At 69.8% G+C, this 14,724-nt stretch carries 11 protein-coding genes and 1 pseudogene; 9 read left to right on the top strand and 3 right to left on the bottom strand.

Going from position 1 to position 14,724, the window contains the following annotated elements:
* The first annotated feature begins 23 nt into the window (after positions 1 to 23).
* The 5 genes from FCI23_RS07055 to FCI23_RS07035 all read left to right on the top strand — a co-directional run bounded on the left by FCI23_RS07055 (position 24) and on the right by FCI23_RS07035 (position 4,409).
* Complete coding sequence (locus FCI23_RS07055) at positions 24 to 221, top strand: hypothetical protein (RefSeq protein WP_136722597.1); 198 nt, start codon at positions 24 to 26, stop codon at positions 219 to 221.
* A gap of 96 nt (positions 222 to 317) precedes the next feature.
* Positions 318 to 680 (top strand): TadE/TadG family type IV pilus assembly protein, encoded by a 363-nt coding sequence (locus FCI23_RS07050; protein WP_246143462.1) that lies wholly within the window; start codon positions 318 to 320, stop codon positions 678 to 680.
* 77 nt (positions 681 to 757) lie between these two features.
* Complete coding sequence (locus FCI23_RS07045) at positions 758 to 1,171, top strand: TadE/TadG family type IV pilus assembly protein (protein WP_322973809.1); 414 nt, start codon at positions 758 to 760, stop codon at positions 1,169 to 1,171.
* Positions 1,168 to 1,653 carry a pilus assembly protein TadG-related protein gene (locus FCI23_RS07040; RefSeq protein WP_246143458.1) on the top strand — a complete coding sequence of 162 codons (486 nt, stop codon included), beginning with the start codon at positions 1,168 to 1,170 and terminating at the stop codon, positions 1,651 to 1,653. Before FCI23_RS07045 ends, FCI23_RS07040 begins: the two co-directional genes overlap by 4 nt.
* Complete coding sequence (locus FCI23_RS07035; protein WP_136722594.1) at positions 1,650 to 4,409, top strand: BTAD domain-containing putative transcriptional regulator; 2,760 nt, start codon at positions 1,650 to 1,652, stop codon at positions 4,407 to 4,409. Before FCI23_RS07040 ends, FCI23_RS07035 begins: the two co-directional genes overlap by 4 nt.
* 799 nt (positions 4,410 to 5,208) lie before the next feature.
* On the opposite strand, the gene FCI23_RS07025 is transcribed toward FCI23_RS07035, so the two are convergent.
* The 3 genes from FCI23_RS07025 to FCI23_RS07020 all read right to left on the bottom strand — a co-directional run bounded on the left by FCI23_RS07025 (position 5,209) and on the right by FCI23_RS07020 (position 9,274).
* Positions 5,209 to 5,886 carry a hypothetical protein gene (locus FCI23_RS07025; RefSeq protein WP_211265233.1) on the bottom strand — a complete coding sequence of 226 codons (678 nt, stop codon included), beginning with the start codon at positions 5,884 to 5,886 and terminating at the stop codon, positions 5,209 to 5,211.
* Between the two features lie 669 nt (positions 5,887 to 6,555).
* Positions 6,556 to 6,714 (bottom strand): hypothetical protein, encoded by a 159-nt coding sequence (locus FCI23_RS56200; protein WP_169316702.1) that lies wholly within the window; start codon positions 6,712 to 6,714, stop codon positions 6,556 to 6,558.
* Between the two features lie 34 nt (positions 6,715 to 6,748).
* Positions 6,749 to 9,274, bottom strand: coding sequence for a DEAD/DEAH box helicase (locus tag FCI23_RS07020; RefSeq protein WP_136722592.1), 2,526 nt, complete (start codon positions 9,272 to 9,274; stop codon positions 6,749 to 6,751).
* Between the two features lie 1,136 nt (positions 9,275 to 10,410).
* On the opposite strand from FCI23_RS07020, the gene FCI23_RS56195 reads away from it, so the two are divergent.
* The 4 genes and pseudogenes from FCI23_RS56195 to FCI23_RS07005 all read left to right on the top strand — a co-directional run bounded on the left by FCI23_RS56195 (position 10,411) and on the right by FCI23_RS07005 (position 14,696).
* The gene (locus tag FCI23_RS56195) at positions 10,411 to 10,548 is read left to right on the top strand and encodes a hypothetical protein (RefSeq protein ID WP_169316705.1); all 138 of its coding nucleotides are present in this window, start codon (positions 10,411 to 10,413) and stop codon (positions 10,546 to 10,548) included.
* 137 nt (positions 10,549 to 10,685) lie between these two features.
* On the top strand, positions 10,686 to 10,979 hold the full coding sequence (locus FCI23_RS07015) for a hypothetical protein (protein WP_169316704.1): 294 nt from the start codon (positions 10,686 to 10,688) through the stop codon (positions 10,977 to 10,979).
* 391 nt (positions 10,980 to 11,370) lie between these two features.
* Positions 11,371 to 13,176: pseudogene (locus tag FCI23_RS07010) on the top strand (ComEC/Rec2 family competence protein); the annotation flags it as partial.
* Between the two features lie 47 nt (positions 13,177 to 13,223).
* Entirely contained in the window at positions 13,224 to 14,696 is a 1,473-nt protein-coding gene (locus tag FCI23_RS07005) for a site-specific integrase (RefSeq protein ID WP_246143456.1), read from the top strand.
* Positions 14,697 to 14,724: the final 28 nt, after the last annotated feature.

Below are 14,724 nucleotides of genomic sequence, written 5' to 3'. Positions count from 1 at the left end.
GAACGCTTAAGGAGACACCCTCCATGGACCCCATGTTCCACTACCTGACCTGCCAGTTGCGGCTCCGGTGGAGCGAGCTGCGCCACCGGCTGCGCGACGACGCGGGCTACTCGACCGAGACCGTCATCGTCACCGCACTGCTCGCCGCCCTCGGCCTGGCCGTCGTCGGCATCATCGCCGCCAAAGTGACCAAGAAGGCCAACGGCATCAACCTCGGCTGACAGAAAACACCCGCGGAGACGACCATGCCCGATCCTGCTACCACCGGCCGCTCGGCCCGCAGACCAGGCGCTCGGCGGCGCAGGGATCACGGAGCCGTGGCCGCCGAAACGGTCATCACGGTGCCGCTGCTCCTGCTGCTCCTGCTGTTGATCGTGCAGTTCGCGCTCGCCGAGCACGCCCAGCACATCGCCCAGGCCGCCGCGTCCCGAGCCCTGGCGGACGCCCGTGCCCAGGGCGGCAGCGCCGGAGCCGGGCGATCCCGCGCCCAGCACACCCTGGCCGCGCTCGGCTCCGCCGTACTGCTGAACCCCAAGGTCACCGTCACGCGCGGTGCCGGGAGCGCGGCCGTGCAGGTCAGCGGTGACGTCCAGCAGGTCATTCCCGGCCTGCATCTGAGGGTCACCGGCCGGGCCGGCGGAGCCGTCGAACGCTGGTCGACCGTCGCAGACGGGAGGTGAACGGCATGGAAAACCGGACGCAGGGACGACGAAGGCGCGCTGCCGGGTCGCACCGACGCGGAGTTATCAACACACCAGTGCACGGGCTGTGGACAAGCGATCATGGTTCGGCCTCGACGGAACTGGTCATCGTGACTCCGTTGCTGGTCTTGCTGTTGTTGGTCGCGGTGTCGCTGGGGCGGATGGCCTCGGCCCGGCTCCGCGTCGATGACGCCGCGCACCAGGCCGCCCGCGCCGCATCCCTGGCCCGTACCCCGGCCGCTGCACGTGAGGCAGCGCGCTCCGCGGCAGCATCAGCCCTGGGCGATGCGGGGGAGTCCTGCAGGCACTTCACGGTCGCCACCGACGTCGGCCGTCTCCGGGCCGGAGGCGTCGTACGGGTGCAGGTGGCCTGCACGGCAGTACTGACGGGCGCTGGTCTGCCCGGTCAGGTCACGGTGGCCAAGACGGCGACCTCGGTGGTCGACACCTACCGGGGGAGCAGCGTATGACGACGCCGGAACATCGACGACGCCATGGCCATGGCGTGTCACGTAGCCGGGAGCGGCAGGATGCGGGGCAGGTCACCGCGATGGTGGTGGTGGTCACGGCGGGTCTGTTCCTGTTCGCCGGGCTGGTGCTCGATGGCGGGCTGGCGCTGGCGGGCAAGGTCGCCGCGGCGGATACGGCCCAGGAAGCTGCCCGCAGCGGCTCGCAGCAGATCGACCTCGCCTACCTGCGCGCCACCCAGCGAGTCCGGCTGGACCGTCAGCGCGCTGCCAGCGCGGCGCTTGATTATGTCCACGCCACCGGGGATGCGGGCCAGGTGCGTGTGGACGGCGACCGGGTGACGGTGACCGTGACGCACCGCCAATGCACGCAGGTCCTCTCGCTGGTCGGCGTCGATGACCTGGTCACCAGCGCGAGTGCGATCGCACGCCCAGAGCGCGGCATCGATGCCCCGTGGACCGGTGCGAAGGCGAGCGTCCGATGACCAACCCCGAACCGCCCCGGACCGTGCGTGGCAGAGTGCACGCCCTGGTGCGGCTGATGGCGTCGGCCGTGGTGCTCCTCGTGCTGGTCGCCGGAGTGCCCTACGCGCTGACCGCTGCCGTGGGAGTGCCCTGGCCGGACCCAGCGGTCTCGGCCGGAGACCTGATGGACCGGCTCAGCGAGCCGGTCAGCGACCCGATGGTCGTCAAACTCCTGGCCCTGCTCGGCTGGGCCTGCTGGGCAGCCTTCCTGACCACCCTCGCCCGCGAAGCCACCTGGACGGCACAGCAGTTGCCGACGCTCAGGCGCGACGGCGCGCTGCTGCGGACCCGCATCCGCACCCTGCCCGCCCACCGGGTCGCCGCCGCGCTGCTCATCGGAACGCTGATGGCATCGTGGGCCGTAGCGTGGCGCCCGGCCCCAGCTCATGCTTCGTCGGCCGACAGCCCTGCGGCGGCCCGGCCGCTCGCGTACGCGACCGCCCCCCTCACGGTGACTGTGACAGCCGCGGCCGAACCGTCCTCGTCGCGGACGTCAGAGCACCGCACCACCCCCTACGCGGTCGCGCCCGGTGACACCCTCTGGGACATCGCCAGCCAGCACCTGGGCGACCCGCTGCTCTGGCCGAAGATCTACCAACTCAACCAAGGCCGGATCCAGGACGACGGACAGTGCCTGCGCGACCCCGACCTGATCGAACCCAGCTGGGTCCTGCACCTCCCCGACAGCGCCGAGACCCCCACCAGCCCCGGGCGACCCCCCAGCCCGCCAGCCCCCTCAACCCCGCCACACGCACAGATCACACCTCCGCAGCGGTCACCAGCACCGAGCGCCGACGCACCCCGACCCGTTGAACGCCAGGCCTCCGGTCAGCGGGAGGAGCGTGAGCAGCCTGCCGTCCCGGCCCCACGCCACCGTGGCATCGGGCAGCGGCCTGTGACGATCGGCGTGGGCCTGGCCTCGGCGATCGGCGTCACCACCGCTGCTGGCATCGCCGCCGCCCTCGCCTTCGCCCGAGCCCACGAACGCCGACGCCGACAGCCCGACCTCTCAGCTCCCGCCCCGCCGCCACTGGCCGAAGCCGTCCGCGCTGCCAACAGCGCCCACCTGACCGTCCACCAAGCCCAGCCCACCGCACTACACGAGGAGGAGAACCAGGAACCCAGCGTCTCCCGCCGGCCCATCCCGGCCGAACCGGGCACACCGGGGGTCGTGATGTTCGGAGCCCTCGACGGCCATGAGCTCTCCCTCGACGCGCTCGCCGTCCCCGGCGGCATCGCCTGGACCGGGCCCGGAGCAGACCCGGCCGCACGCGCACTGGCCATCGCCGTCCTCAGCGCCGCCCAGCGCCTACGACCCGGGAACCCGCACGCCCGCCTGCTGACGCCCGCCCCCACCGCCGCACGACTGCTCCCCGACGCCGACCACAACGTGCCGGCGTGGACGCGCACGGGCGACTGCAATCACGCGCTGGATCTGGTGGAACAGTCCTTGCTGCACCACGCCCGCCTCGCCGATGACCAGGACACCGACGAGCAGCCCCAAGCCGCGCCCCCGATGGACATCCTGCTCACCGACGACGACCCCCGCAGCCGGGACCGACTGCGCGCGGCCGCACGCCGCGCCGCCCCCGGCCAACTCGCCGTCATCGTCCTCGGCACCGACGACTGGCCTCAGCGCGCCGACCTCGCGGCCGACGGCACCATCACCCACGTGACCGGACCTGCAGCCGGGAAGCTGCACAATGTTCGCCTGTTCACCCTGACTCGCGAGCCGGTCCGCGAATTCTTCGACGTCCTGCACGCCGCGCACGGTCACACTCCGTCGTCCACCCCCGCGCCGCCGCCGAGGACCGGCACGGATGAGAAGCACGAACCTGCTGTCCCCGCTCCTCACCCGGCTTCATCCGAAGTGCTGCGGGAAGCACCACCCGTGCCAGAAGCGCGCCACCGCGCTGCCGAACCGGCCCGTCACGCCCCGGAACCGGCGGCCGGTAATAGGCCCGTCACGGTGCACCTGCTCGGTGGCTTTTGCATCCAGACGAAAGGGGAATCCGGAGAATTCGGATTTGGCCTGCGTGAAGAGACCCGGGAATTCCTCGCAATCTTGGCGGCCCATCCTCGTGGAATCCGTGCAGAAGAAATCATCGAGCACCTGCGGATGTCTACCGACCCGGACCAGTCCGGCCGGGAACTGGGCAATCTGCGCCGCGCGGTACGGCGGAGCCTGCGCCAGGCCACCGGAGCCAACCAAGCGGCCTTTCTCGTCCGGACCGGCGAGCGCACCCGGCTCGACCCCACCCTCGTGGCCACCGACGTCGAAGCCTTCACCACCGCCATCCAGCAAGCCGCCGCAGCCCGCGACGAACACACCCGCGCCACCGCACTCCAGAGCGCGGTCGCCGCGTACGGCGGGCCCCTGTGCGAAGGGGCCGACTACCCCTGGGCCGACGGTCTGCGCGAGGCCCTGCACCGCAAGGCCGTCGACGCCCTCGTCCTGCTCGCCGACCACACCGCAACCCGCCACCCCGACCCGGACCCCGCCCTCGCCCTGCTGGACCAGGCAGCCGACTGGGACCCCGTCAACGAGGCCGTCTACCAGCGCATCATCTGCCTGCAACTCGCCGCCGGACGTGACGACGCCGCCCACCGCACCTACCACCTGCTGACCCGGCGCCTCGCCGACATCGACGCGACCCCCGATCCAGCCACCACCGCGCTACTCGGGCGGCAGCGCCACCCCGCCACCAGCCGCTGAACTTTGGCAACGTCCCGAGCACGATAACCCCGGTGACGGAGGCCAGCCCCGCGCAACCGGGGTCGGGAGTCCCCCCTGCGATTGCCCCGCTGTGCCACGCGACGGGGCTCGGGCAGCCACAGCGAAGGGGCGCTTAGCTCGGCCGCCGCGCTCCGGGTCTCTGGCGGGGCGTCGTGTCCTCCGGTGGTTGCGGACGGCCCCGCCGCGACGGGGCCGTGGGCGGTCTGTCAGGCCGAGGCGTCGGAGGCACTGTTCTTCGCCGTGGCGGGCAGCGTGATCTGCTCAGGCTTGTCCCACCACTGGTGCGACCACTCTCCTTGCGAACGCTGATGAGATTCGCCCAGGGGAACCCCGTGGGGGCGAGTGCGGTCGGGGTGGGGTCCCTCCTCAATCTCGCCGACATGGCTAGTTATCCGCGAGATCATCAGATCTCATCGAGATCGTGGTGAGCGAAGAGCCTGGGGCCGCAACCACGTCATCCACTACCCAGATGTGTTCAACAACCTTGCCGCCCAGGCCAATCAGGAGATCGCCTTCTGTTCGGTCTGTGAGTGCGGCACCGTTCACTTCGCTGTCGTCTGGCCCGGTGATCGAACCCGCGTCATGCTTTCCGGTGACACCAACTAGTTCGAGCGATTTGAGGCCCAGAGTTGGCCAGAATCCGCCTACACCGACGAGGACGGCATCTTGCCTTACCGATCGGTCCCGAACTCGCTCGACATCACCTTGTTCCTTAGCCAGCCATGACGACGCGTCCCCGTCCGGCCGGAGCCAGACGGGGGCGCCCTGAACGGTCGCCCTATCCGATACCGAGGGTGTGCAGCGCCGTAGACCAGTCCGCGACGATCGCTCGCTGCGCCTGGGCGAGGGTGACCTTGTGGGCGCAGACAGCGGTGTGAAGCTTCGTCTCCACCGGGTCCTTGGCGTTGTTGACCCCAGCGCCCGCCTTGTGGCCAGGATCCGGCGGTTCGACCCACAAGTTGCGGGGGTCGTTGGGGTCGCCGCCGAGCTGAAGACTGATTTCGTGATCGAACTCAGCATCGGCCAAGCTACCGTTGTAGCCGTAGGACGCGGCATTGAGAGTTTTCTCCTTGCCGGTCACAGAGGCGGGCGGCCGGATGCCAGCGGTGTAACCGCCCTTCCTGCAGATCGTTGAGCTCAAGTTCGCCTGCGTCACGGCGGGGCTGATCGCGCCAGGCGTGCAAGACGGATCCGGGAGTGGTTCCCCCTTGTCGGCCCGGTAGTGGCAACTCCCCGCCGGGGGCTGCCGCTGGACGGTGTATTTCGTCTGCGGGCCGGCCCCAACAGGGATCGGACCCGGTGAGCCACTGGCCGTTGGGCCCCCACTCGAGGGCCCCGGAGGCGCGACATTCCCGGACGGGGCGGCGTTGTCCACGCTGCCGGAGGACGTGGACGAGCACCCCGCCAGCAGCAGCGCGGCAAGCAAGGCGAACGAGGCGGGGCGACTGGGGCGCATGAGCGGATCCTCACGAAGCGGGGAACGAGCCGCGAACATACTGCCCCGCACCGACGCCGCCACGCCCATGGGGCGCCGACGCGCAGGAGTACTGACGGAGTGAAGGTTGCGCGCCCAGCTACTGGGGGCTCCCGGGCGTCTGCGGAGTCCCCTTAGAACGCGGTCCGCAGGTCTCGCACCGTTGCGGTTATCGCCTCCTCGCCCTTGTTCTCCAACGCGGCGTCCATCAGCACCCGAGCGGCCTTGGCGACCGCCGTATCTTCCACCGTCCCCAATGGCAGCCTGGCCGCCGATACTCGGGCAAGGTGCGACGTCAACTCCAAGCCTTGCGTGAAGGTACGGCGATCCCAAGCCTCTACCACCCGCACCGCCGGAGCCAACGCGACCGCCGTGGCCTCACAGCTGCTCCCCCGCGCACTCCACACCGAGTAAAACGCCATCGCCGCCATGAGCCCGGTACGTATCCGCGACTTCGCACTCAAGCGCGCCTCGTTGAAGACCTTGCGTGCCCGCTCTAAATTGATCTTTAACCTCGGGCGTCGAAGGCGCCTCGTACTTGATCACTCGCGTCGGGAACTACGGCGTGTGCGGGCGGCCTTCGGCTGATCATGTGCTCCGACCAAGGAATGCACGTGACCAGCGCGAAGGCCGTGGGATGAGTCTGTTGCATCATGCTGTTCGGCAGGAGCCGGGCTCTTCACTCCCGGCGGGCGCTTCGGCCAGTACCTCGGCCACCGTCTCGCGCGCACCGGCCAGCCGCGCGAGCGCGTGTTCCGCCGCATCCAGCGCGGCCTGCACCCGCTCGGCCTCCTCCCGCAGCCGCGCCACTGCGGCTGCCCGTGCCCTTCTGTTCCGTGACCGGTTATGCGGTGCTGGCGCGCTGGTGGGGTTCGGTGTAGGTGGTGAACAGGGTGGTGGCGGTCAGCTTGTGCTGCGCGAGCTGTTCGGCGACGGCGTGGTGTTCACGCCAGCGCTGCTGGCCGTTGGTGAGGGCCTCAGCGAACGCCCGCACCGCCTCGCTCAGGCGGTTCCAGGTCTGCGGGGTGATGACCCGCATCCCGGTCACGGCGGTGCCCTGGCCGTGGAGCACCGGAGACGGGTGCATGATCACGGGAATCTGGGTGACCCCGGGGTGGGTCTCGGCGTTCCAGCGGACGGCTCCGCCGAGCTGGTCCAGGTCGTGCTTGATGATCGCGTCGTGGGTGCGGCCGGTCTTGAGCTCGATCACGGCGTGCCGGTCCGAGCTGAGCGCCCACAGGTCGTCCGGGCCTTTGCCGTACATGTCCTCGGGACGGCTGCTGGCGAATCCCAGGTGCAACCCGAGCTGCTCCACCGCGCGCTCGGCGTCCTTGGAGCGCTTCTCGTCGCCCCAGACTACGTCCTCGAAAATGGACTTGACGCCCAGAAGCAAAGAGGTGGCATCCGGATACGTTCTGCTGAGAAACGCTGCGGCCGCCTCGGCTTGTGCCGCGGCCGGCCGGAGTTGGGCGGCGGCGACACCGCCGAGGGGGCGCAGCACGTGCGGATTGTCGTCGAGTGCTTTGCGCAGGGCGTTCTGGGCCGCGTTCGGCTCGAAGTGGTGGAGGTAGGCGGCGCGCTGTTCGGCGAGCAGGCCGCGCATGGCCGGGTCCGTCACCTGGCCGAGCACCTCCTGGAGCCGGTCGCACGCCTCGCTGTAGCGGTGGGTTGCGGCGAGGTCGAAGGCGGAGCGTGCGGCCACGGCCTCCGGGCGCACGGAGCCGGTGGTGGCGTATTGGATCTCGGCGAGGCCGCGGCGGCCGATGCTGACCCAGGTGTCGTCCTTGTCAAGGCACAGGCTCAGCGCCTCGCGGATTGCGTCCAGCCCCTTGCCGGCGAGTTCGTCGGTGAGGTCCTGGCTCAGGTTGATCTGGGCACGGGTGGCGGGGGAGAAAAGGTCCAGGTGGGTGCGGTCGTGAAGGGCGACGGCGAGGTGACTGCCGACCAGCAGGACCGCGCAGTGGTCCTCGGAGTCGCGGACGCCGCGGCCCATACCTTGCTCGATCCGCTGGATCTGGCGCGCGAACAGGGTCGGGCTGCCCGAAAGTACAGCGGCCTCGCGGCGCTCGGTGGCGTCCATGGCGCGCGGCGCGCCGTCGAGGACGAGCAATTCGCAGGCGGTGCTCGGCAGGTCGATGCCGTCGTACTTGTTGCTCAGCACCACCAGGCCTACGTGGCCGGCCTTCAGCGCGGTGATGCCCTGGTCGAGGTTGCTCGCATTCAGGACCAGGTCGGCGTACCCGGTCCAGGCGTCCATGGCCTTGTCTCTGGGGACTAGCACGACCACGTTGACCGGCCGAGCCTCGTAGATGCCGTCGCCGTCGCGGTCGCCGTCGGCGAACTGACGGGCGAGCTGCCGTACGGCCTCGTCGTCAAGTCCGGGGTTAAGCGCGGATGGGGCGAGGATCATCCGGTCGCCCAGGTCGGCGGCGCTGCCCGGGGTGACCGGGCGGGCGACGTCCTCGGGGTTCGCATCGAGGTCGGTGACGAGCACGCTGTCGTCGGCGAGCGTGGCGGTCAGGTAGACCCTGCGCGACGCGTTCGCGAACGCCGGGATCATCGAGATCGGCGGGCAGGGCGGACTGATCTCCACGCTCCTGCTGGTGACGGTGACCGAGCAAATCCCCAGCACATCGGCGATCAATGGCCAGGTGAACTTGAATGCGCCGGTCTGGGCGTAGGGGTGGAGCAAGTCCATGACGTCGCGTTGCCGGCGAGCCCACGCCCAGAACGGCACGGGCACCACCGCGGTATAGTCGCCGGTGCGCACGTCCGCCCAGCGGTTGGGCGACTGCTCCTCCAGGTCGTTCTCAAACAGCTCGACGAGCGGCCAGTAAACCGGGTGGGTGCTCTCCACGGTAAGGCGGAACTGGCTCTCGGTGGTGGCGAGGGCGGCGTGCGCGTCGTCGACCACGACCAGGCCGAGCTTGCGTTTGTCCCGCTGGTCCCCGACGACGCCGAAGACCGACTGCCCGTTGACCAGCTTCTGGAAGGTGGTCACCAGCGTCGCCCGGCCGTTGCGGAACTTGACGTCGCTCGCGTCGTCGGTCACCGGCAGGCCGATCTTTGCGGCCTCGGCCCGGGCCTGGGACGCAAGGTATCGGTCCGGGGCGAGGTAGACCGCGGCGCCAATGCCCTCGTTAAGGGTGCTCTGGGCGATCAGCAGGCCGACCGCGGTCTTCCCGCCGCCGGTGTTCTGCTTGATCACCACGTCACGGCGGTTGCGTACGTCCTCCTGGAACCACTTGTCCAGGACCTCGCCCTGCTCGAAGCGGAGGTAGGGCCACGGCCTGCGGGAGGCGTTGTAGATGTCCCGCGGGCGCAGCGGCTTGCTGTCGCGCTGTCCGACGCGGCTCAGGTCGAGGGGCACAGGATCTCCTGGTCAGTTCATGATCGGCAACAGGTGCGCAAGCGGGGCAGGTACTGCCGCATCACCGCGCCGTCTGTGCGCCCGCATATGTGTGTGGCAAGGCGCGCCCCGTGCGCCTCCACGATGCACTTGTAGTGATCGTTTCCGGCTCAACCGGTCGCAGACGGCGGCGAGTTGCAACTCCGCGTACATACCAACGCACAGGTTAGCCCGGCTTCATACAGTCCGCCCGCCTTTTCCGGTACGCCGGATACGCCCTGATCCGCTGCGGCTGCGGGTGCACGCCATAGCCGGGTCGCAGCGGCCGCCCGGGCGCGCAGTCCCCGGCACTGCCACAGTGGGGTATCGGCGGTTTCGCCAGCCGGACCCCGCCGGGGCACCGATGACGATGGACGGCGCGCCAGGGCAGGCCAGGCCCAGCCTGGTAACCGTCGAGATAGCCGCGCCGGCCCCTCCGGACGATGGGTGCCGATACGGCGGCGATGAGCGGCCAGTTCCCGTGGCAGCAGCCGCAGCGCAGATGTAGACAGATCCAGCCGGACGGGTTAAAACAAGCACAGCTAAGCCCCGGCGGAGCGGTTGGTCCTGGTCGACAACCCACCTACCGGGCGCTTCATGGTTCTGTTACCGCCCTACCTCGCAGTCAAGTTGCAAAAACCTCCCGAAGGAACCCGCAAGCCGCAATGGATACAATGATACATATTGGCATCAAAGGCGACATAGTTGCCATGTGCGACGCATCCATCTCTCCTAATGCGCCTCGCGCTGTCGGACCGGAGCAGTCGAACTGCCCAGAATGCATCAACATCTATATCGAAGGGCGGGCTGAGGCCCAGGAAGCACAAAGACAGGCCGGAAAGGACCATGCCGCATCGGCGGCTGGTCAGCCTTCTTCACCCTGGCCGCCGGCAGCGGCTGGTCAGCCGACGGAGCCCCTCGCATACCGTTTGAAAGCCGCGTTGGCGGTCGGTGGCACTGGCCTGATAGTCGCGTTGGCGGTCGGTGGGGCGACGCTGCTCCTCCTGGGTTTCGCGATCGGCAGGAGCGGAGCGCCACTGGCGGACAGCATGACCGCTGCCCAGAAGGGAAAGTCAGACGCCCAAGCGATCGTTCGCAACCATGCTGCAGGCGGGGACGTGGCGAGCACCACGCCGGAGATCGCCTGTGATGTGGCGGAGAAGGGAGTGGGGTTCATTCGCTTCTATACCAACCAGCACGCCCAGGAGTACGTGGCCGCCTGCCAGCAGGAGTACGCGGCTCTCACCGGACAGTAGCTGGCTGGGTGAGCGTGGGCTAGGAGACCACTCTTTAACGCGCCGCCCACTCATTCCTTGTCGAACACGCCGGCCAGGACCGCCACTTCCGCATCCCCGGCGACGTCACCGCCGACGGCGGAACCGTCACAGTCGACGTGTCCGGGTGCAGCCTCGTCGCCGCCCTTACCAGCCTCCAAGCCGTCCACCAGGCCCGAGGCGTCGACCCTGGCACCGCCGCCATCGCCCAGCACCTGTACGACCGCATCGCCGATACCGTGCGGGCCATCGCCAAGGCACCCCACACCGGCGGCGGTGCCGAACCCGTCACCATCACCGTCGACGACCGCATCGGAGTCAGCCCTACGACGGAGGCCTCGGTTGCCGAACCCGAAGCAGCCAACGACGACGGGCCGGCAGACGACGGCCCCGATAGCCACCTCGGCGACTGACGGGCCGGAGCGGTCCGCTTGCGTCGGGCGGCAAGGAGGCCACACCGTTGCCGCGGCGGCTGGATGCGTACTGCCGGGTACTGTCTTCCCTTTTCGGCGAGTACGGCAGAGTGATCGGCTGTGAATCCGACAATCGCGTCCGGCTCGATCGGCGCCACTGCCTCACTCCTCGTTTTCGGCATCGGCTGGTTCGCAAACAGCCGCAAGGACAAGGCGGCGCGCAGGTCCGCGGCTGGGAATCAGGCACGTACTGCCGTACAGGAACTGATACGCGCCGCCTTTGACCTCAAGGTCGCACTGACCGTGTGGGCGACCGCCGCTTCGCCGACCTCAAGCCACTGGTCCGGCCACGACGCAGACACCAGACCAGGGTGGTCCGGCCCGCCTCGCGGTGCACGCGGCAGCCGCCTCGCGGCTCGGTGCCTCCGACCCTCACCAGGACGGACCACCCGACTACCGGCTCGTCCCGCCCGCCATCGCCGCATGGATCGCGGCGGCGCTGACCCTTGGGGCACCCGGCAAGGCGGCAGCCGTCTGCGCCGGTGCCGCCGTCCTCGTGGCGTTGCTTCTCCTCGTGCCGCGCCGCCTATGCGCCCCTGGCTCCAGGCCCGCCGCCTGGTGCGTTCCGACCGCAGGAACGCGGTCCGAGCGACCGGCACAGTCGGCACCAGGCCGCGTCGCAGGCATACGGACCACCGCCGCCGGACAAGCCCTGGGCTTACCCGCCGCCATGACCCTGCTCTGTGCCGCCACCGCCACCACCGCGGCGGCCCTGCACGCAGCCGATCTGCATCGCGGCCCCGTCCCCCGGCTCGCCGCCCAACATGGGCATGCGCGCGTCGAGCTGCTCCTCACCGGCGACCCCCGCACCCTCCGCCCCCATGTCCGGGGCGCGGCCCGGGCACCGGCGGCGGTCGTTGTGGAAGCGGACGCGGTGCGGGTCACGGCCGAGGGCAGGACGACAGCCGTCCGCACCCCCGTCCTCGTCATCGCCGGTCAACCGGTCGCCGCCTGGCTGCGGTTACTGCCGACGACCCGGATCGCCGTGCAGGCCCGGCTGGCACCATCCACGCGCCCCGGTGACCGCATCGCAGCCATACTCTCCGTCCACGGGCCGCCCAGGATCACCGGCGCGCCCACCCCGACCCAGCGCGAAGCCGGCCGCCTCCGCGCGGGGCTCCGCACCGCCACCGATCACCTGCCGCCCGACGCCCGCGCACTGCTCCCGGGCCTGGTCACCGGCGACACGTCCCGCATCACCCCAGAGCTCCAGGAGGTATTCCAGACCACCGACCTCACTCATCTGACGGCTGTAAGCGGCTCAAATCTCGCTATTTTGCTGATGCTGCTCATCGGCCCGCCGGGCATCGCCATCCGTGCCGAACGCCGCGGCCTCGCCCCGCGCATCGGCATCCCGCTCCGTCTCACCGCAGTCCTCGGCGGGGTGCTCACCATCGGCTTCGTCATCGTCTGCCGCCCCGACCCGAGTGTGCTGAGGGCCGCCGTATGCGGCCTCATCACCCTCCTCGCCATCGGCACCGGCCGCCGCCGCACCCTCATCCCCGCTCTCGCCACGGCCGTACTCCTGCTCCTCCTCTACGACCCCTGGCTGGCCCGCTCCTACGGCTTCCTGCTCTCCGTCCTCGCCACCGCTGCCCTCCTCACCATCGCCCCGCGTTGGAGCGCCGCCCTCCAGCGTCGCCGGGTCCCGCCCCGCCTCGCGGAAGTCCTCGCCGCCGCCGCTGCCGCCCAAGCGGTCTGCGCGCCGGTCGTGGCTGTGCTCGCCGCGCATGTCAGCCTGGTCGCCATCCCCTGCAACCTCCTCGCCGAACTCGCCGTCGCCCCCGCCACAGTGCTCGGCTTCGCCGCGCTGGCGGCTGCCCCGCTCGCCATGCCCGTCGCCAAAGCCCTCGCCTGGCTGGCGGGCTGGCCCACCGGCTGGATCGTCATCGTGGCCCGGCGGGGTGCCGCCCTCCCCGGCGCCTCGGTCGGCTGGCCGGGCAGCTGGCTCGGCGCCCTCGCCCTGGCGACCGTGACAGTGCTCGTCGTCACCTTCGCCCGCCGCCTTCTGCGCCACCCCTGGCTGTGCACGGCCGCCGTGCTCATCCTGCTCCTGGTGGTACTCCGTCCCGTCCCCATCCCGGGAGCCATCACCGGCTGGCCGCCACCCGGCTGGCGGCTGGTCGTCTGCGACGTGTTCCCTGTTAGATCAGCGTGTTGAAGCTGATCTAACAGGGTGGTTCTGTGGCGAGTTGGCGTACGTACTGGGTGCCCAAGAGGCGCGTCGTTGTACCGGATCGAATACCGGTGCTGGCGGGGTGGGCGGACCTGGCGGAGCGGGAAGAACGGACCGGGATCCGTCCGGGAGACCCGATCCTGCTGTCGCCGGACCACCGGGTCGACGAGATCCTGAGCCTGTACTTGTGCCGCTCGTCGTTCGCACGTCTTGAGCACGAGTCGAAGCGGAACTACACCGGCGACTACTGCGTGTTCTGCAACTTCCTCTGGAGCCGGGGGAAGAGCTGGAACGAAGCGACCGCGGATGACCTGTGGGACTACGAGGACTGGCGGACCCGCTCCCCGCGCAACCCGAAGAAGGTGGGCGGCGCCCGCTGGAACCGTGAGCTGGCGGCCCTGACCAAGCTCTATTCATGGGCGATCAACCACGAATACGTGCTGGCCAACCCGATCGTGCTGCGCTCGGCGATCGGCCGGAACGGCGAGATGATCTCAGTGCCGGCGGCCCGCGCGAAGCATGCCAAGACCAGCGACGTGCGATGGCTGACCCCACGGGCCTACCGCCGGTGGGTAGACGTCGGGCTGCGTGGTCACACGGCTCGGGGACTGCCCGCCCCGGGATGGGCCGGGCGTCTTGACGACCGCAACGCCGCCTATGCCGACCTGCTGTTCTCCTCCGGGCTGCGGTTGACGGAGGCGGCTTCGCTGCTGACGTTCGAGGTTCCGCGCACGCGGTTGGACGGCGGCCGGTACTACTGCGGCCGGCTGGCACGCGCGGTGACGAAGTCCAAGAGGGCCCGGACGTTCTACGCCTCGGCGGTCGTGGTGGGCGACATCGAGGGCTACACGGAGTCGTCGCGGGCGAGGGCCGTCCGCCGTGCTCAGGCCGCGGGTCGGTACGAGCGGCTCACCGAACGGCGCCTGGTCACACACCAGACCGGGCGGCTGCGGCGGCTCCTGCACTGGTGCGACCAGGACGGCGTGATCGGGCAGACGCCACTGAGCGAGGCCACCGTCGACGAGCGGATGACGTACTTCACCGAAGGCCCGGCGGGACCGGAGCCGTTGTGGCTCTGGCTGAACGAGTCGGGGCTGCCGTTCCGGCCGGCCTCGTGGGAGAACGTCTTCCGCGCGGCGTCGGAGCGGTGCGCGACCGTGCTGGCCGAGGTGATGGCCGAGCCGCCGTTCGCGACCGCGCATATGGCCAGGCACTCCTTCGCGCTCGCCATGCTCGTGGTCCTCAACCACCTGATGGACCAGAGGATGGGGTTGACGCCTGAGGATCGGCGGGACTTCCGGCAGCTCTACGGGGATCCGTGGCGGATGGTCCAGGACCTGCTGGGCCATGCCGAACTGGAGACGACGCGGGAGATCTACCTCAACCCTCGGGAATTGCATCAGACGGGTGAGAACCCGCAGGTCACGAGGTCAGAGCGCGGTCCGACGGGGTCTCCATCCTCCTACAACTTGGCGGCCTGAGCTGGGAGTTTGGCAATTAGTTCCCATC

The organism is Actinacidiphila oryziradicis (genome assembly GCF_005047355.1).
Classification (GTDB): domain Bacteria; phylum Actinomycetota; class Actinomycetes; order Streptomycetales; family Streptomycetaceae; genus Actinacidiphila; species Actinacidiphila oryziradicis.
This window is presented reverse-complemented; position numbering and strand designations above follow the sequence as displayed.